The 18427-nt window shown below is 41.8% G+C and carries 15 protein-coding genes; 8 read left to right on the forward strand and 7 right to left on the reverse strand.

Features of this window, described 5'->3' with window-relative positions; genetic code table 11:
* Nucleotides 1–125 precede the first annotated feature (125 nt).
* Nucleotides 126–995 carry an SDR family oxidoreductase gene (locus Q0890_RS10400; RefSeq protein WP_299220463.1) on the forward strand — a complete coding sequence of 290 codons (870 nt, stop codon included), beginning with the start codon at nt 126–128 and terminating at the stop codon, nt 993–995.
* A 297-nt stretch (nt 996–1292) separates the two neighbouring features.
* Here Q0890_RS10400 and Q0890_RS10405 read toward each other — a convergent pair whose 3' ends face one another.
* Together Q0890_RS10405 and Q0890_RS10410 are read right to left on the reverse strand one after the other, a co-directional pair.
* The gene (locus Q0890_RS10405) at nt 1293–2987 is read right to left on the reverse strand and encodes an AMP-binding protein (protein WP_299220466.1); all 1695 of its coding nucleotides are present in this window, start codon (nt 2985–2987) and stop codon (nt 1293–1295) included.
* Between the two features lie 522 nt (nt 2988–3509).
* Entirely contained in the window at nt 3510–4067 is a 558-nt protein-coding gene (locus Q0890_RS10410; protein ID WP_299220469.1) for a thioesterase family protein, read from the reverse strand.
* Between the two features lie 286 nt (nt 4068–4353).
* Here Q0890_RS10410 and xthA point away from each other — a divergent pair, with 286 nt between their 5' ends.
* The 3 genes from xthA (at nt 4354) to Q0890_RS10425 (ending at nt 7250) form a co-directional block, all read left to right on the forward strand.
* Nucleotides 4354–5178 (forward strand): exodeoxyribonuclease III, encoded by an 825-nt coding sequence (gene xthA / locus Q0890_RS10415; RefSeq protein WP_299220472.1) that lies wholly within the window; start codon nt 4354–4356, stop codon nt 5176–5178.
* A 90-nt stretch (nt 5179–5268) separates the two neighbouring features.
* Nucleotides 5269–6492, forward strand: a complete 1224-nt coding sequence (gene argJ / locus Q0890_RS10420) for a bifunctional glutamate N-acetyltransferase/amino-acid acetyltransferase ArgJ (protein WP_299220475.1) — start codon at nt 5269–5271, stop codon at nt 6490–6492.
* Nucleotides 6493–6851: 359 nt separating this feature from the next.
* Entirely contained in the window at nt 6852–7250 is a 399-nt protein-coding gene (locus Q0890_RS10425) for a DUF4377 domain-containing protein (RefSeq protein ID WP_299220477.1), read from the forward strand.
* 111 nt (nt 7251–7361) lie between these two features.
* Here the strand turns inward: Q0890_RS10425 and Q0890_RS10430 are convergent, their stop codons facing one another.
* Nucleotides 7362–8795 (reverse strand): L-serine ammonia-lyase, encoded by a 1434-nt coding sequence (locus tag Q0890_RS10430; protein ID WP_299220480.1) that lies wholly within the window; start codon nt 8793–8795, stop codon nt 7362–7364.
* Between the two features lie 659 nt (nt 8796–9454).
* Between Q0890_RS10430 and Q0890_RS10435 the strand changes: the two genes are divergently transcribed.
* Nucleotides 9455–10774 (forward strand): solute carrier family 23 protein, encoded by a 1320-nt coding sequence (locus Q0890_RS10435; RefSeq protein ID WP_299220874.1) that lies wholly within the window; start codon nt 9455–9457, stop codon nt 10772–10774.
* Nucleotides 10775–10832: 58 nt separating this feature from the next.
* On the opposite strand, the gene Q0890_RS10440 is transcribed toward Q0890_RS10435, so the two are convergent.
* The gene (locus tag Q0890_RS10440) at nt 10833–11765 is read right to left on the reverse strand and encodes a DMT family transporter (RefSeq protein ID WP_299220485.1); all 933 of its coding nucleotides are present in this window, start codon (nt 11763–11765) and stop codon (nt 10833–10835) included.
* Nucleotides 11766–12253: 488 nt separating this feature from the next.
* On the opposite strand from Q0890_RS10440, the gene Q0890_RS10445 reads away from it, so the two are divergent.
* Complete coding sequence (locus Q0890_RS10445) at nt 12254–13393, forward strand: WG repeat-containing protein (RefSeq protein WP_299220486.1); 1140 nt, start codon at nt 12254–12256, stop codon at nt 13391–13393.
* Between the two features lie 117 nt (nt 13394–13510).
* Here the strand turns inward: Q0890_RS10445 and Q0890_RS10450 are convergent, their stop codons facing one another.
* Nucleotides 13511–14503: an alpha/beta hydrolase gene (locus Q0890_RS10450; RefSeq protein ID WP_299220877.1), complete on the reverse strand. Its 993-nt coding sequence runs from the start codon at nt 14501–14503 to the stop codon at nt 13511–13513.
* A 151-nt stretch (nt 14504–14654) separates the two neighbouring features.
* Entirely contained in the window at nt 14655–14819 is a 165-nt protein-coding gene (locus Q0890_RS10455) for a rubredoxin (protein WP_058368698.1), read from the reverse strand.
* Between the two features lie 281 nt (nt 14820–15100).
* Here Q0890_RS10455 and Q0890_RS10460 point away from each other — a divergent pair, with 281 nt between their 5' ends.
* Nucleotides 15101–15670, forward strand: a complete 570-nt coding sequence (locus tag Q0890_RS10460) for an adenine phosphoribosyltransferase (protein WP_299220490.1) — start codon at nt 15101–15103, stop codon at nt 15668–15670.
* Between the two features lie 94 nt (nt 15671–15764).
* On the opposite strand, the gene Q0890_RS10465 is transcribed toward Q0890_RS10460, so the two are convergent.
* Complete coding sequence (locus Q0890_RS10465; protein ID WP_299220493.1) at nt 15765–16703, reverse strand: transaldolase; 939 nt, start codon at nt 16701–16703, stop codon at nt 15765–15767.
* Between the two features lie 431 nt (nt 16704–17134).
* Here Q0890_RS10465 and pheA point away from each other — a divergent pair, with 431 nt between their 5' ends.
* On the forward strand, nt 17135–18316 hold the full coding sequence (gene pheA, locus Q0890_RS10470; RefSeq protein ID WP_299220496.1) for a prephenate dehydratase: 1182 nt from the start codon (nt 17135–17137) through the stop codon (nt 18314–18316).
* Nucleotides 18317–18427 lie beyond the last annotated feature (111 nt).

An 18427-nucleotide genomic window follows, 5' to 3' on the forward strand; every position in this document is an offset into this window, starting at 1 on the left:
GTCTTCATCATTGTTTTTGATACACAACCGACACCCATCTGCTCAGACATATCTACTATAATAAATGGTTTTTGAAGACCTGCTTTTAGATTTATATTAATGCACTGATAGAGAAAGGACTGCTTATGCAAAATAAATTAATGAGCCTAGTAACGCAAACGGCTAAGCAAGGCAAGGATCAGGCATTAAGTGCCATTCAACCGGCACGCTACCTAAAAGGTTTGACCAAATCTCAAGTTGGAAAAGGCAAAACTGTCTTGATTACAGGGGCCAGCTCAGGTCTTGGCGAAGGCATGGCACGGTTATTTGCAAAATTAGGCTACAATTTAGCCATTTGTGCGCGCCGTACCGATCGTTTGGATCAACTAAGAGCTGAGTTAACAGAGTTATATCCTGAGATAAGCGTGGCGTACCGTGTTTTAGATGTCACTGACTATGATGCGATATTTAAAGTGTTTGATGCTTTCGCTGAAGATTTCGGTCATATAGATCGGGTTGTGGTCAACGCTGGCGTAGGTGAGAGTCGCCGTATTGGTAAAGGTCGTTTTGAGACCAATCGCCGTACCGCTGAGATAAACTTTGTCTCTGCATTGGCCCAGTGCGAAGCGGCGATGAAAGTTTTTCGCGCGCAAAATAATGGTCACCTCGTAGTGATATCAAGTATGTCGGCGATGCGCGGTTTACCCAAGCATATGACTACTTATGGGGCGAGTAAGGCCGGCTTAGCTTATTTAGCAGAAGGTATTCGAGCCGATATGCTATTAGAGAAATTACCAATTAAAGTGTCTACTATTTATCCAGGTTATATTCGTACTGAGATTAATACCAATGCCAAGCCTTTACCATTTGAAGTCGATTCAGATACTGGTACTAAAGCTATGGTTGCTGCCATTGAATCAGGGGTTGCAGAAGCGTGTGTACCAAGCCTGCCATGGTCAATTGTGGGACAAGCGATGAAACATTTGCCACTTAATGTAGTCAATAAAATCAGCTAGTCAATGAACCAACCCTTATCTATAGTCGATTCTAAAAAAACAGATACATTATATGTCAACCCGGAACTGGTATAAATTTTTCGAGCGTGCTGTGCCTGCGCCGCTCGATGCTGCGTAAAATTCATCTCAGTCCCACTGTATCGTTTTTATACTGAACTCACTATATATAGCAAAAAACCCTCTATATTAACGTATAGAGGGTTTTTTTAGCAATTTTTGAAATTCTTAATCTTCATCAAGCTTTATAACTCTTATCCTAAATCTAAAAAAACATGTAGCATTTACGCATAGCTAGAGCTAGCGAGCATTGTCTAATAAATGCTTTTCGCGTAATTTCTGACGTAATACTTTGCCAACATTGCTTTTTGGTAGTTCACTAACAAACTCAATATGGCGCGGGCATTTATAACCAGTCAAGTTATCTAACGCAAAATCTTTAACCACATCTGCGGTGACATTACTGTCTGCTGGTACGATATAAATCTTGACAGCTTCGCCTTGGCGTTCATCATCGATACCAATTACCGCACAGTCGACAATACCATCACAATCAAGCATGACTGACTCAATCTCATTGGGGAATACATTGAAGCCTGAGACCAAAATCATATCTTTTTTGCGGTCGAGCAAAGTAAAATAACCTTTTTCGTCCATACTGACGATATCACCAGTACGAAAGTAGCCGTCCTTAGTAAAAGTTTCATGATTATCATGGTTAAAATAACCAGAAGTTACATTAGGGCCTTTGATACACATCTCACCTGCTTGATGCACGCCAACACGCTCATCTTTGTCGTCGATCACAATGATGTCAACACCAGGGCCTGGAACGCCAATCGTCCCATTAAATTTACGATCTGTGACGACGTTGGCTGTACCTACAGCGACGCCTTCTGTCATGCCCCAACCTTCTATCATCGCACAGCCCGTGGTTTCCAGCCAGCGCGCTGCCGTTTGCTCAGTCGCTGCCATCCCGCCTGCTTGCGTAATACGTAGTGAGCTAAAATCTAACTGTTTAAAGTTTGGCTGATCGAGCAGTCCCTTAAATAAGGTATTGACCGCAGGGAAAATATGGAAAGGCTGCTTTGATAAGGTTTTGATAAACCCTGGCATATCGCGCGGATTGGGTATCAATATAAAGGTATAACCCGAACGCATACCTAATAGGCTCAGCATAAAGGCAAAAATGTGATACAGCGGTAGAGCCATAACCATATTAATGTATGCCTCATTCATATTTGAGGTGACAGGTCGGTACCAAGCTTCTGACTGCAGGGCAGCGGCTATGATGTTGCGTTGAGTTAATACTGCTCCTTTTGATAGCCCTGTCGTACCACCAGTATATTGTAAAATGGCTTTTTGCTCTGATGCCATTGTTGGGGCTTGAAATGGTAACGCTTTACCTTTTTTAAGGACATCAGAGAATTTGGTAACTTCATGCTTAGGATCATTAAGCTTATATTTAGGGACTAAGCGTTTGACTTGTCGAATCATGGTATTGACCAACATGCCTTTTAGACCCATCATGTCGCCCATTTTTGATAGGACAATACGATTGATAGAAGTCTCATCAACCACTTGTTCAAGCGCTTGAGCAAAGTTATCAACGATAAATATGATTTTAGCGCCTGAATCATTTAGTTGATGACGTAACTCGCGTCCAGTATATAAGGGATTGATAGGGGTACAAACATAGCCTGCGCGCAAAATACCAATCATGATTGGCAAATACTGCGGTACGTTTGGCATCATCAGCGCTACAAGGCTACCTTTTGGTAACCCTTGAGCTTGCAACCATGCAGCGACCGCCAATGATGCTTTATCGACATCATCGTAAGTATGGGTGACACCCATGCAGATACTCATAGGGTGCATACGATAACGATTAAAGCACTCCTCATATAGCTCTACCAAGCTGTCATATTTATCAGGGTCAATGGTTTTGGGTACAGTACCAGGATAGTGATCCAGCCAAGGTTTGTTCTCTGTCATGGTTAGCGTCCTTAAAAATTATTGATTGCTATATAGAAAAGCGTAGAGGAGAGCAGTTGTATATCTACCAACAATAAAGACTAACGCTGATGCGACCAATAGGCATTGACCACGATAATATCCTTATTTACTGAACAGCTGCTAAGATACTTTTAGGATAATTTGATCCTTATATACCTCATATTTCTTATCATTAATAGAATCAATCATGAGATAATAATAAGGTATAATTTAACCATAGAGTAACATATCTGCAATTATTATTTGTATTGAAGTAACAGTACTGGTTAGTATGCAAAAATTGTAGACAGATGTACTAATATATGGTGCAGAATAAAGGAAGGTCCGAGTCTATTGTGAGTTTGGTTTTGGCCTTCGTAAGTCATGTTTGAGACGTTACAGGCTTATTAACTCTATTAGGTAGTTTTTCACTGCTCGGATTTACTACTGTAGAGCGCTTACTCTATACTTAAATATTCTTAAAAATCAGCAAGAGTTTTTGTCAATAACCATGTACAAATGTTATTGGTCAGTAGTATGGTGTGTTATGGCTTGTTGAATACTGTCATGAAGATTTTTTGGCACTCGTATCGGCCGTATTGGTGCAGCACTAGCCACTATGTCTGATGTATCAGCACTATCGGCTGGCTCTGGTGTTGTCTGATTCTGCACGCAAGCAATCACAATCTTGGCGCTACTTAATAAGGTTTTTGCCGAAGGGTAGTGGTTTTCATTTGCGTCCTGTGACGCATGGCGATGAATACTTTGATAGAATACAATGCTAGCAGGTTTTAGTTCAACTCGATCGATATGTACTTTAATAACTTCATCCAAAAATATCGCCTTTTTGTACTGTAGCTGTGCTTGACTCACTACAAAGTGCTGGATTTGACCATCATCAGCATGCATAAAATAGCCGTTTAGACCAAGCTGACTAAACCAGTCGCGGCGACAATTTTCAAAAAACACCAGATGGTTGGCGTGGTAGACTATACCGCCAGCATCAGTATGGTTGATATATACGCGGTAATCGGTAGAGAATAAAGGTGATATTGTAGGATTTGATGGCGTTGTCGTCATAATTTGGCTCACATCGTTTGGCTAAAAAAGTAGCTTATTGAAGATACTGCAATGTTTATAGATACGTATAAGATAAACATGATTAGAAAGAAAGTATGCCGTTATTTGTTGTGTCATAGCGGTCAGTAAAGCAAGTTTTCTACTGTATCTTAAGATGTAAAAACACGCAATAGTCAGATCGACTTAGCTCTGTTTGTAGCTGTTCATCGCCCTTTTGCATTTCAACATTTAGCATAATAATTTATAAAATATAAATAAACTCGAATCAATCAATATAGGATAAAGCATGACCCGTTTTGTGAGTTTTAATATCAATGGTATTCGCGCCCGTCAGCATCAGCTTGAGGCTGTACGAGAAGTCATAGATCCTGATGTTATGGGGCTGCAAGAAACCAAGGTCCATGATGATCAATTTCCGCTAAAAAATGTAGAAAGTCTTGGCTATCATGTTGAGTATTTTGGACAAAAGGGACATTACGGGGTGGCATTATTGTCTAAAGTTGCGCCTATATTTGTGCAAAAAGGCTTTCTGGGTGACGATGAGGAAGCGCAAAAACGCTTTATTCACGCACGTTATGAGCTGCAAGGCCGTGAAATTGATGTGCTTAATGGCTATTTTCCACAAGGGGAGAGTGAAGATCATCCAACTAAGTTTCCGATGAAGCGCGCTTACTATGCTGATTTAATGGCTTATATTGATGCTTTACAAGCAGAAGGGCGCTCGATTATTGTCATGGGTGACATGAACATTGCGCCAGAAGATATAGACATCGGAATCGGTGAGGTTAATGCAAAACGCTGGCTTAAAAATAGAAAGACCTCGTTTTTGCCAGAGGAGCGTGAGTGGTATTCAGCACTCATGTCACGGGATTTGACTGACACCTATCGTCTCCATTATCCAGAAAGTACTGAGTTGTATAGCTGGTTTGACTATCGCAGTCGCGGCTTCAATGATGATCCCAAGCGCGGCCTACGTATCGATCATATTTTATGTACCGCTGATTTGACTGATCATTGTGTGGGTGCTGGTATTAGCTATGAGCTACGTGCCATGGAAAAACCCTCTGACCATGCGCCTATTTGGTCAGCGTTTGACTTGAGTCAAGATTAGAGGGTGCGTAAAAGTAATATTGATGAATGAATCTCAACTAAATGTATATTTAGTAAACAACTCTAAAAATTAATTAACAAGGATTGAGCTATGGCTGTCGGAGACGTTGCAGTACCCAATACTATTTATCCTATCGACGGTATCAGATTGAGTGCTATCGCAGCAGGCGTACGCTACAAAGATCGCGACGATTTAGTGGTTATCGAAATAGCTGAGACTGCAACCAGTGCAGTTGTGACGACCAAAAATACGTTTTGCGCTGCACCGGTACGCGTACTGCGAGAGCACTTTGCAAAAATGGCTCCGCGCTACTTGGTGACCAATACAGGTAATGCCAATGCGGGTACAGGTGCCGGTGGCAAACGCCGCGCAGAAGAGATTTGCGCAGCTTTGGCGGGTAAGGCTGGCGTAGACACTAGCGCGGTGCTGCCGTTCTCTACTGGTGTGATAGGTGAGCCGCTAAATAGTGAAGCGGTCATAAAAGGGCTAGATAAGGCGTTAGACAGCTTAGGAGCGGATAACTGGTTGGCAGCGGCTAACGGGATTCGGACGACTGATACTATTCCTAAGCTTGCGAGCCGAAAAGTGAATATTGCCGATAAGAGCTATCATATCACTGGTATATCTAAAGGCTCAGGCATGATCCGCCCTAATATGGCGACCATGCTGGGTTATGTAGCGACTGATGCCAATATTGCAGCTGACCTATTGCAAGAGATGCTGGTTGCTATTAATGAGCAGTCTTTTAACCGTATTACCGTCGATGGCGACACCTCAACCAATGACTGCTGCGTATTGATAGCGACAGGGGCTGCCAGTACCGAGGTAATCGATAGTCCTGAGCATCCACATTATCAGTTGCTACTTACTGCCCTAACTGACGTGTTCGTGCGTCTGGCCCAATTAATTGTGCGCGACGGTGAGGGTGCAACAAAGTTCATGACTGTGAAAGTCACTGGTGGTCAAACTACTCAAGAATGCTGCGATGTTGCTTATGCAGTTGCGCATTCACCATTGGTAAAGACAGCGTTTTTTGCAAGCGATGCTAATTGGGGCCGCATCTTAGCAGCCGTTGGTTATGCAGGTATTGAGGATTTGGATACCGAGCAAGTTGATGTATATCTAGATGACGTTATGATTTGTCAAAACGGCGGTGTGGCACCAAATTATACCGAAGAGGCTGGCAAGACCGTTATGAGTCGTTCTGAAATTACTATTCATATTGACTTGGCGCGAGGTGAAGCCAGCGACACTGTTTATACCTGTGATCTGTCTTATGATTATGTCAAAATTAACGCAGATTATCGTAGCTAGATAGACGTTGTATTGATTTTTATTCAACCCTTTGTATCGATAAGTTGAAGTTTATAATATAAAAAGTCGATAATCTATGAGTACGTTTGAATAACACCAGTTGCAAATACTGACGTTACGTTACAAACCAGTTATAGAGGCAACGCTTATTCAGGACCTATACTAATCGCAGTACAACAATAAGTAGTACTGCTTTTATTTGGGCATTGTATTTGGCTCTTATAGAAGTGTACTCACTATTAACGTTTCTATCTTGAGATGACGTGCTATTTATAAGGTTCTTTAAGTGCCAAATAAAATGTCGATATTTAGTAGTCAAGATATGAACATTTTAATAATCATTGATTGAGGATATAAGAATGAAAAAGTTAGCAATTGCAACATTTGCAGCCACTTTTGCACTAGCAGGTTGTTCTACGATGGGTCTAGACGATGAGCGTACCATGGTAGTAGAGGGTCAAGCAGTAAACGTTAAAGTAGTGAACATTCCAAGTTTCGAAGTAGAGATTGCACCACGTAAAGCACTTTGTGAGCGTATGGATACTAGTGGTAATACAGTCGAAACTCAGTGCCTACAGTACCGTCAAGGTTATCAAAAGAATTACAACACACTAAATGGCAACATTCAGGGTTTTACCTATGAGCCAAACTATCGTTACATGTTAGATGTGCGTCAAGAAGCAATTGCTGATACTGAAACTGGTGTGGTTAAGCCTGTTTGGATCTTAAACGACGTTATTTCAAAAACTGCTGAATAATATTTTTTATTGCAATCAATAAGTAGCTAGTAAGAACGCACAAAAAAGCCTCTAATAACTTAGAGGCTTTTTTTGTGATAGTTATTAACTTTGAATTCTTAAATCATAGTTTTAGCACTGGCTATAGTTGACGCTAACACCATGGGTAGCAGTAGGTATGCGGTTATCTGCATAGACAGCGAGACCGCCTCGTGCTGTTTCTTTATATTTGTCCGACATATCGGCACCAGTTTGTTTCATGGTCTCAATTGCCTTATCTAATGAAACAAAATGCTGACCATTGCCTCGGCAGGCAAGACGAGCGGCGTTGATTGCTTTTACTGCGCCCATGGCATTACGTTCAATACAAGGTACTTGTACGAGACCGCCAACAGGATCACAGGTAAGACCTAAATTATGCTCAATGCCAATCTCAGCGGCGTTGAGACATTTGGCAGGGTCGCCGCCCATAATCTCTGCCAATGCAGATGCAGCCATCGCACAAGCAGAGCCGACTTCACCTTGGCAGCCAACTTCAGCACCAGAGATTGACGCATTTTGTTTGATCAAGCTACCGATTGCTGTGGCATTTAACAAGAATTTGTGAGCACCTACTTGACTGTAGTTTGACAAAAAGTCGCGATAATAGCACATAACTGCAGGAATGATACCAGCAGCACCATTGGTTGGAGCAGTGACGACATTACCCCCATTTGCATTTTCTTCATTGACGGCAAGGGCATATAAATCAACCCAATCCATTGCAGCAAGCTTATCGGTTTTTGCAATAGGTTTGTCTTTTTCAGCACATAGCTGCAGATACAACGCTTGAGCGCGGCGTTTGACGTCCAAACCGCCTGGTAAAATGCCACTATTTTGACAACCTTGTTCGACACAGCTTTGCATTACCTCCCAAATAGAATCTAGATAGGCAAAAATCTCTTCTTTATCACGATAGTGGCATTCGTTTGCCAATACCAACTCGCTCACACTTAATTTGTGCTGACGACACTGCTCAAGTAGCTCAGCTGCAGTATTGAAAGGATAAGGGACTATATCGATCGTTGGCGTACCATGATCTTCATCTGGATTATGTGCATCATCGTCATTAATAACGAAGCCACCACCGACTGAGTAATAAGTTTGCTGATACTGAGTGTCGTCTGCCAATAGGGCACGAATGGTCAGCGCATTAGGATGATAAGGGAGGACAGTATCATCATACCAGTAGATATCATGCTCTGTATCAAAGTCGATAACATGATGACCTGATACATTCATTTTTTTATCTGAAAAGATAGGCGTGAGGTATTGGCTAGTCAATCGTGTATCGATGGTACTTGGCGTATGACCAAGTAAACCTAAGAGAATAGCTGTATCAGTTGCATGCCCTTTACCCGTTGCAGCGAGTGAGCCGTATAGTTCAATCTCTAATTTTGTGATGTCTGTTAGCTTGAATTGTTTACTCAAAGAAGTCAAAAATAAGTTAGCGGCTACCATAGGCCCTACGGTATGTGAGCTTGAAGGACCAATACCAATTTTAAATAGATCAAATACACTAATCATAATAAATTACCAAAAAATAAAAGTGAGTAAATAGGGTTGTTATCATAGCCAACTTATTAATAAAAACGACTTTATCGCTTAATCAATATCACAAGCATTACAAGCGTGCCTAATTACAATAAAGAGCAGGCATTGCTAAACAATGGATTTGAAGCAGCATTTATATAAGCGCTTAAACTCGGTAGTACGAATGATGGAAGAATAATAGCTTTTGTTTATTATAGATTTCCGTTATGATGCTTGGCGTTAATACCTATGTAACATCCTGTAAGCTGTTGCGGCTATGAGGCATACTGGGTCAAAATCCGCCAAAGCGACGGATTTAGTAGAACATATATTGCATCAGACATCTAGTAAAATGTACCAAATTTGTATAAACAACCACCATTTGTTAAGTATACCAGTGTTGCAGGTTAAGCTAAATAAATATTGTTAGATGAAGTCAGCAATACGGTGAGATATACTAAATAGGATGGTGCTTGCGTCATTAACTCTTTATTTATCCTTTTTAGCTATTATTTTCGGCCACATAGGACACGCGCATGGTAACTCCTCCAGAAGACCCCGCCAAGACACAGCATTCATCTCACTCAGAAAGTAGCGCCAAAACTCAAACCCCTCCAACGGCATTAGAAGCAGCAGGTATCAGTCCAGCTACAATGCAACTTGCCAATAACCCAGACTTTGAAAATGGACGCTGGTTCCCCACATGGCGACCTTATCGTGGGGATCTTGATCACAATCCTGTCGGTATCAATGAATATCTACCCGCTTCTAAAAGTATTTTACTTGGTATTCAACATACCTTTGCTATGTTTGGTGCAACTGTCCTTGCACCGCTGTTAATGGGTTTTGATCCCAACTTGGCTATTTTGATGTCAGGTATCTGCACGGTGATGTTCTTTATGATTACGGGCGGTCGTATGCCAAGCTATCTTGGCTCAAGCTTTGCCTTTATTGGCCCTGTCATTGCTGTGACAGCTTATGCTGGCGTAGGCTTTAATACCAATTTAGATGTTGCTTTAGGCGGCATTATGGCCTGCGGGATTATTTATGCGCTAATAGGCTTGTTAGTAATGAAGACTGGTACAGGCTGGATTGAGCGTTTAATGCCGCCTATCGTAACTGGCGCAATTGTCATGATTATTGGTCTTAATCTAGCACCAGTTACTATTCAAGGGGTGTCGGCCAATCAGTTTGACGCATGGATGGCAGCATTAACTGTGCTACTCATCAGTAGTGTGGCAGTATTTACGCGCGGTATGCTAAGACGTTTGCTGTTGTTAGTGGGTTTGATATTATCTTACATTGCTTACTATGTTATGACTAATATATTGGGTTTTGGCACGGCGATTGATTTTACAAGTGTGGCTGCTGCCGCATGGTTTGGCCTACCGGGTATACATGCACCGCGTTTTGAGATGAGTGCTATTATCTTAATAGCGCCGGTGGCTTTTATTCTCGTTGCCGAAAATCTTGGGCACTTTAAAGCAGTAGAAGGAATGACCAAATCACGCGTTACGCCTTATATGGGCCGTGCATTTTTGGCTGATGGCGTGGCCACAACGTTTTCAGCGGGGTTTGGTGGTACTGGGGTGACGACTTATGCTGAAAACATCGGTGTGATGGCAGTAACTAAGGTCTATAGCACAACTATCTTTGTCATAGCAGGTTTGGTTGCTATTTTATTAGGATTATCGCCAAAGTTTGGCGCTATTATTCAAACGATTCCTCCAGCATTATTGGGCGGTGCCTCTATTGTCGTTTTTGGCTTGATTGCTATTGCTGGGGTGAAAATATGGATAGACAGTCACATTGATTTTAGCAAAAACAGCAATCTTATCATTGCTGCCGTTACGGTAATTATGGGTACGGGGAACTTTAGCTTACATCTAGGAGGTTTTGACTTAGGTGGTATCGGTACAGCAACTCTGACCGCTATCATACTAAATGCTTTGTTTAATAGTCAAAAAGAGTAGAGTACTATATTTAGGTATTCTTATACCTAACAGTAGTCATTGTAATGATGAACAGTTTTTACTTGTATTTACGTCTATAAAACCTTGAAAAAAATCGATAACGACGCAGCGCGCCTGGCTTAGGCTTGATTGAGCCTAAGTAGATGGCAAACATAGTCAGTAGCGCGCCGCTCCATTGTAAAGTATTGATAGGTTTGTCCAGCCAGCTATAATCGATGATCAATGCCGCAACCGGCTCAGTTAATAAAAGCAGTCCTGTTAGTGTCAATGATAATTTGGGTATAGAGTAGACAATTAATCCCCATGCAACGCACTGCATCACTGCACCGTACACCAGCACCCAACCAACCTCAGACAACGTATTAGGCATTATATTACCCATATCTAAAACGAGCATTGGCACGATCATAGCGAGTACTCCACCAATACTAATCAGTTGCATCAGTACAAAGATCGGGGTCGGTTCTGTGTCATGAGTCTTACGAATAAAAGTCATAGATGCAGCCAACATACCTCCTGACACAATGCCAGCAATAAACCCCCAAGTCGCGTTAGTGTTATGCGCAAACTCAGGGCTACCAATCATTGCCACGCCCAACATCGCTAGGCACAGACTGAGTAGCTGTAAAGCTGACTGACGCTCATTAAAATATAAAAACCCAATAGCCGCCAAAAAGAAAATCTGTAAACTGTTGAGCAAGGTTGAGATGCCAGGGCCAACGGCATAGATACTCTCATGCCAAAGCGCTAAATCCAATCCTAGAAATACGCCCGATAATAAACCGTAGATGATGGCACGCCTCGAGTGCGGCATCCTTTGTCCAGTCAACTTTGCCAGTACTGCAAATATAACGCCTGAAATAGCAAGGCGCCAAAATGCCATGGCCCAACCACCAATATCGACATGGGCGACAATTAGGCTTCCTAAGCCAAAAATAATACAACCAATGGTTAAACCAACCGTTGCAGAATATGAGGAGACAACCGCCATAAATTATCCTTATACCACAATCATGTGATCAGATAGGCAAATAAAAATAACGCTCAGACTATAGTGACTGTCGCAAAGAATTTTGAATCTACAAGGTAGAAAACAAGGTTAAAATATTGAGCTTATAGTGATGTTATAAGCTGCTTACGTGTTTCTGATGGCCTAAAAATGGCTAAAAATTTATAGTCATAAACGCTTCACTTTATGATAGAAGGAGCATCAATATTTATCTATAACGGCATCGTTTATATCGATATATGACAAATTTTTGACACATTATCCATATCAGAGTCACATTCTTACAAGACTAGTGTTGGTTAAATTACTACTATTTGCTACTGTATTCACTTATAATTGTAAGTCTTAATCGCTTACTACTTTGGTGAATTCTGCACGCCTTTTTTGCACCTCTTATATACTTTTTATTGTTATTAATGCCTTTGACAGCGAGTATGGTAGGCATTGATATTTTTAAATTAGGTTTGACTATGTCTCAACGCTCCATACTAAAAAGGTCAACAGTTGCGCAAATATTATTAAAGCGTCAATCTGTACCATTATCAGCGCCCACTTTATCATTATTTCAAGGAGTGCGACTATCTTTGATGGCTGGTATATTGTTAAGTACCGTATCTGCAATGCCGATAGCCAACGCTGCCAGCTGTAAGATACCCAAAAGCTACTATAAAAACGTCTCTTGTACGTCCACTAATGGTTATTATTTAGCGATAACAGATTTTGGTGCACCAGTTGCATTGATTAATAGTAAAGGCAAAAGAGTCGTTGACCTGTCGCGCTACCAAAAGGTGGATGCCAATAATATGGCAGGCGGATTATTGCCTGTATTGCGTCATGGCCGCGTCGGTTATATCAATATGCAAGGTCGTGAAGTGGTTCCTACCATATACGAGATGTTCAAAGGCAATGGAGGTTGGGCGCGTCCAGTATCTGAGGGCCGTATCATTGTCAAAAGAAACGGTGATTATGGCGTTATCGGCACAGGCAATCAGACAATCGTACCTTTCTCATCAACGATCACTGATATTGACGATTACCGAGGCGGGGTTGCTCGCATACGTAGAAACCAGTCTACAAGCTGGCTAGACAAAAATGGCAAAACCACTAGCGACCCCAATGCTAAAGAGGGTAACAGTGGAGCAATGTCTGCTACTGCTCAAACGCAGCAACCAAGATCCACACCTTTCACGACTTTGCAGCCTCATCAGCAAGATGGTCGCTGGGGTTTCGTTGATGATAAAAACGTCACTATGATTACTTACTCATTTGATGAAGTACGCCCATTTTCTGAAGGATTGGCTGCCGTGCGTCTGAATGATAAATGGGGGTTTGTAAACCTAGGGGGTGAGCTGGTTATACCATTTCGATTTGAAGATAGTGGCTTGATTGCTGTTACTGATAATAACAGTAATAAAGATATAAGCAGTGTTGAGAATGAGGGTAGTGTTAAGGATGAAAGCAATCTCGAAGATGAAAGTAGCATCAAAGATACAAGTGCTAAAAAACCGACTACGTTTATATTTAAAGATAACAAAGCGTGGGTAGGCAATCTAAAAGATGGTAGTAAGATTTGTATTGATAAAAAAGGTGATAACGTCAGCTGTGAGTAGTCAAATATGGATGAAACACTGTTAAAAAAAGGCTAGAAAACACATATTATTTATGCTTTCTAGCCTTTTTTTAGCAGTGATAGAGTAGCGTGTTAAAAACCATTCAATCTAAGCTGTTTAATTTAATAGATGATTGCGTATTAAATCAACAAGATAAGGTTGATAGTACGCTGGAATATCATGTGCCATGCCCTCAATCAAATGGAATTTCGCATTTGGAATGGTCTTAGCCACTACGCGACCTTGCGAAGCCGGCAGTAAACCATCTGCACTACCATGAATGACGATGGTCGGCGCTTTGACTTGTTTACTAAAGCGACTAATGGAGCCTGATGCCAAAATAGCATTTAACTGCTGCACCGTACCTAGCGGGTGGAAGTTACGTTGATAGCGAAGTTTGGCAATTTCGCGTACCGTTCGTACATTAACATGACCGGGTGTCCCTACTGTTTTCATAAACCAAACGCTATGGCGTACGATATCACGCTCAGAATGACTCTCAGGACGATTGATCAAGGTATATAACTGCTTGGGTTTGGGGGGCTTTAAAAAAGCGCGATTGGTCGTGGTAAACATCAGCGCTAGGCGCTCTACTAAACTTGGATAGCGCGCAGCAACGATCTGTGCAATCATACCGCCCATAGAAGCGCCGAGCAGATGTGTACTACCAAGATTCAACGCCTTGATCAGACGTACAGTATCTTCTGCCATATCGGTTAGATTGTACGCAACCTGTTGGCTCTTGTTGGATAGCCCCGTTTGCAAACGCAACATCATCTTAAGTTGGCTTACACGTGGCAAACCCTCAATCTGAACTTTAGAAGACAGACCAATATCACGATTGTCAAAACGAATCACAAAAAAACCAGCATCAATCAGACGTTTTATAAAGTCATCTGGCCAAAACACCATTTGCGAGCCAAGACCCATTACCATAAGTAGGGGCGGATGAGTAGGATTCCCACCAGCCTCGACACATAGATTGATACCATCGCCGATATCAATCATGGCTTGATAAAGATGATCGCTCAGATCTGACGCTCGCCAGTTATGCTCACCAAGCGTTTCCCAAGCTGGTGTAGGGTAGCTGTATGCTAAATCAACAGGCATTGGAAAACTATCAGAAACATCAGGTAAGCCTGTTACCTCAGATTTGTCCCTAATTTGTGTGTCTATAGGCTTGTTTGAGCCAAAATAAGGGGTGGTGTCATCAGAATAATTCGAATTCGTCATGGGATATCCTAGTTAGCGTTCTGTAAATCTAGACTTCCATCATCTCAAAATCTAACTTACCAACACCGCATTCAGGACACGTCCAGTCATCAGGGATATCATCCCATTTAGTACCAGGAGCGATACCTTCTTCAGGGCAGCCAAGCTCCTCATCATAAATCCAACCACACACAATACATTCATAACGTTTCATAAATAATCCTATCAATTGTTACTGGTTCTATCTTTGTTAGCAGCCTGTAAAAGCGCCCGTAGTTTATCATATAACGACACTTTACGTGGTTAAGTTTACACTTGTATATTGAGATAAGTAAGCATTTATCAAGTTATAGATTACATTTTACTTGATGTAATTGACCTTATCTATTTGTGTTGGCCCATCAAAATAATAGTCACTGTGTTATGATGAGCCTCGCTAATTTAGGCATTACATGCATTTTTACTACTGTACATGATTTTAAATAAAGGGTGATTATGAGCGTTACTACCGCCGCTATACCAGTTGATAACAAATCCAAGCCATCTCATGTGCTGAATACTGACCATCCATTTTGGCAAATTATACGTACTGTACCTGACTTTCCAAAAGTCGGCATTGATTTTTATGATATTACGCCGTTACTGCGTAGTCATATTGATGAGGTTATCGATGCGCTTTTAGCAGCACTACCGGATGGACTGATTGATGAAGTGGACTGTTTGGGAGCGGTTGAAGCACGCGGTTTTGTATTTGCAAGCTTACTGGCAGGTCGATTGGGTAAAGGGATGATACTGCTACGCAAACCAGGCAAATTACCTCCGCCAGTTGCCAACAAGGCTTATGCGCTAGAGTACGGTAAAGATACGCTTGAGATGCAAAACAACTTACCGCCTGAGCGTGTCCTATTGGTGGATGATATCTTGGCGACCGGTGGCACGCTTACGACTGCTTATGAGCTATGTAGATCAGCTGAACATACGGTAGTAGGGGCTTTAGTATTGCTTGATCTAGTCGACTTACATGGTGAGTTTGCAGTACCGGTTTACACCGTTTTGAAGGCTTAAATATCGCTGTTAAAATACGAAAAAAGCGCCCCAGCTTAATTGTTAGGGCGCTTTTTTATTAAATAAGGGTAGCTATATCGTTTTGTATGAATTATTAGCGTAATGCTGCCAACGTCTGAGCCAGCTCGTCGCGTGCACCAATAAAACCATCAATGCCTTTAGGCAACAAATCTTGTGTGATTTTATCTTGTTGATACTCATGAATAAAAGCCTCGTGAGTCAAGCTGACCTTTTTCATAGCATCCGCATCTGTAGCCATAGCAGATGAGAGTTGAGGCGTAACGCTTGTATCCATTGCAGCCAATTCATCAATAAGGTTTGGCGCAATGGTTAGCAGGTCACAACCTGCCAATGCAAGTATTTGCTCAACTGAGCGAAAGCTTGCTCCCATCACTTGTGTGTCATAGCCATGCTGCTTATAGTATTGATAAATAAGCTTTACTGATTGTACGCCCATATCGTCAGAGACGGGGACATTTTGACGATTTTGTTGGCGTTTTTGCCAATCTAAAATACGACCGACAAAAGGTGAAATCAGGGTGACTCCTGCATCAGCACAAGCGACGGCTTGGTGTTGCCCAAACAGTAACGTTAAGTTGCAATGGATACCTTGAGTCTCAAGGTAGCGCGCCGCTTCAATCCCTTGCCAAGTAGCCGCCATTTTAATCAAGATACGCTCAGAGTCGACGCCTGCTTTTTGGTAAGCGTCCATAAACTCTAAAGCTTTATCAATGGTCGCTTGTGTGTCATAAGATAAGCGAGCATCAACCTCTGTAGATACGCGGCCTTCGATCAACTCCAAAATATCGCAGCCAATTTGAATGGTAAGCGCGTCGATGACTGCGTCCACATTGCCTTGATGTTGGCTCATGGTCTCTAGCAGCAGCGCTTGATTATCAGAGTTCATAAGTGCTTTGGTGATTAAGCTTGGATTGGTGGTCGCATCGATAGGTTTTAGTCGCGCAATAGCGGCAAGGTCGCCTGTATCTGCAACAATAGTGGTCATGGTGCTAAGTTGTTGTAATGCGCTCATCATATATCCTTATAAAAACAGTTAACGGTAGCCATTCGCCTAATAGCGGTATGACTCATATGAAACTGTAGCACAATTTGCTATGTAAATTTGCATGATAGTTTGGCTGGTACTGTTTTCTCAAGTATATATTTGGCAATCATAAAAAAGATGGCCCTTTATCATGATTTTGTGTCATTTAGTTTATTTACGCATGGGCACTGTGCAAGGTTTTTGCTATAGTAGAGGCGGTTGTTTGATTGGCTGTCAAATTTGCCAACCGTTAACTTATAAAGAATAAGTTGTAAAGGTTAAATGATACGAACCGAATTATAAAAAATGAGCCATAAATAAGACAAAGATAAAACACCTTAAATATATTGATGACATGCTAGATACGTTAGTATTTAAGGTTGTAGTGACACTAACAGGAATAAAAAGGATAAGCGGTAATGAGTGAGCAGTCTTCAAAACAAAACACAAATCATCTAAATCCAACTGCCGCAAGTACAAGCGATACCGCGACCGATCAAGAATTTTTGAACCAACTGCGCCACAGTATTGATGCGGTCGACACTGAAATACATACGCTGATAAACGACCGGGCCAAGCTTGCTCAACAAGTGGCAACTGTCAAAAAGGAGCATGTGGCAAAAATTGGTGTTGCTGCTGAGCAAAATCCTATCTTTTATCGTCCAGAACGCGAAGCACAAGTGTTGAAAGCGGTCATGGAGCGTAATACTGGTCCAATCGCTGATGAAAAAATGGCACGTTTGTTCCGTGAGATCATGTCGGTTTGCTTGGATTTAGAAGCGCCGCAGCGTATTGCATTTTTAGGTCCAGTTGGTACCTTTACTCATGCTGCCGCTTTAAAGCATTTTGGTAAAGCTGCTAACACCGTACCGATGACGACCATTACTGATGTATTCCGTGAAGTTGAAGCTGGTACTGCTATGTATGGTGTGGTGCCCGTTGAAAATTCTTCAGAAGGGGTGGTCAACCATACTTTGGATGGATTCTTATCTTCAACGTTGAAGATTATTGGGGAAGTTGAGTTACCCATTCATCAAAACTTTCTTGTTGCTGAACACACCAAGGTTGATAGCTTAAGCCGTATTTATTCACACCAGCAGTCGCTTGCCCAGTGTCGTCATTGGCTCGATGTTAATTTTCCTAATGTTGAGCGTGTGGCAGTATCAAGTAATGGTGAAGCGGCCCGTCGTCTTAAAAACGAGTGGCATTCAGCAGCTATCGCAGGTGATGTCGCCGCTGCAGAGTATGATCTGCATAAGCTATATTCAAATATTGAAGACAATCCTAGTAATACCACGCGTTTTTTAATTGTTGGTCACGAGGCCATTGCGCCATCAGGACAAGACAAGACTTCTATTGTGGTCTCAGCTCATGACAAAGCAGGTGCCCTAATCGAAATCCTCAAGCCATTGTCATATCATGGTGTGTCGATGACCAGCATTGAGACTCGACCTGAACGTCCTAATAAATGGGCCTATGTCTTCTTTATTGATATGAATGGTCATATTCAAGATGTAAATGTGAGTGCAGCTATCGATGATATTCGGCCGTTGGTGAAAGATGTACGTGTACTAGGCTCATATCCGAAAGCTGTGCTATAGAGCGCTTGTTATGCAATGAATGTTGTATGAATAAAGCGGTCATCGTATGCGTTTTAACAGTAACCACTAATAATAAGTCATTCATAATAAATAGGTTATAACATCTTAGGA

Origin of the sequence: uncultured Psychrobacter sp., from assembly GCF_947488565.1 — a bacterium.
GTDB lineage: Bacteria > Pseudomonadota > Gammaproteobacteria > Pseudomonadales > Moraxellaceae > Psychrobacter > Psychrobacter saeujeotis.

Excerpts from the sequence above, each read along its gene's own strand:
- Q0890_RS10430 (WP_299220480.1), bottom strand. The coding sequence starts at position 8,795 with ATGATTAGTGTATTTGATCTATTTAAAATTGGTATTGGTCCTTCAAGC.
- Q0890_RS10425 (WP_299220477.1), top strand. The coding sequence starts at position 6,852 with ATGAAAAAGTTAGCAATTGCAACATTTGCAGCCACTTTTGCACTAGCA.
- pheA (WP_299220496.1), top strand. The coding sequence starts at position 17,135 with ATGAGTGAGCAGTCTTCAAAACAAAACACAAATCATCTAAATCCAACT.
- Q0890_RS10410 (WP_299220469.1), bottom strand. The coding sequence starts at position 4,067 with ATGACGACAACGCCATCAAATCCTACAATATCACCTTTATTCTCTACC.
- Q0890_RS10405 (WP_299220466.1), bottom strand. The coding sequence starts at position 2,987 with ATGACAGAGAACAAACCTTGGCTGGATCACTATCCTGGTACTGTACCC.
- Q0890_RS10400 (WP_299220463.1), top strand. The coding sequence starts at position 126 with ATGCAAAATAAATTAATGAGCCTAGTAACGCAAACGGCTAAGCAAGGC.
- Q0890_RS10460 (WP_299220490.1), top strand. The coding sequence starts at position 15,101 with ATGAGCGTTACTACCGCCGCTATACCAGTTGATAACAAATCCAAGCCA.
- Q0890_RS10465 (WP_299220493.1), bottom strand. The coding sequence starts at position 16,703 with ATGAGCGCATTACAACAACTTAGCACCATGACCACTATTGTTGCAGAT.
- xthA (WP_299220472.1), top strand. The coding sequence starts at position 4,354 with ATGACCCGTTTTGTGAGTTTTAATATCAATGGTATTCGCGCCCGTCAG.
- Q0890_RS10440 (WP_299220485.1), bottom strand. The coding sequence starts at position 11,765 with ATGGCGGTTGTCTCCTCATATTCTGCAACGGTTGGTTTAACCATTGGT.
- Q0890_RS10435 (WP_299220874.1), top strand. The coding sequence starts at position 9,455 with ATGCAACTTGCCAATAACCCAGACTTTGAAAATGGACGCTGGTTCCCC.
- Q0890_RS10450 (WP_299220877.1), bottom strand. The coding sequence starts at position 14,503 with ATGCCTGTTGATTTAGCATACAGCTACCCTACACCAGCTTGGGAAACG.
- argJ (WP_299220475.1), top strand. The coding sequence starts at position 5,269 with ATGGCTGTCGGAGACGTTGCAGTACCCAATACTATTTATCCTATCGAC.
- Q0890_RS10445 (WP_299220486.1), top strand. The coding sequence starts at position 12,254 with ATGTCTCAACGCTCCATACTAAAAAGGTCAACAGTTGCGCAAATATTA.
- Q0890_RS10455 (WP_058368698.1), bottom strand. The coding sequence starts at position 14,819 with ATGAAACGTTATGAATGTATTGTGTGTGGTTGGATTTATGATGAGGAG.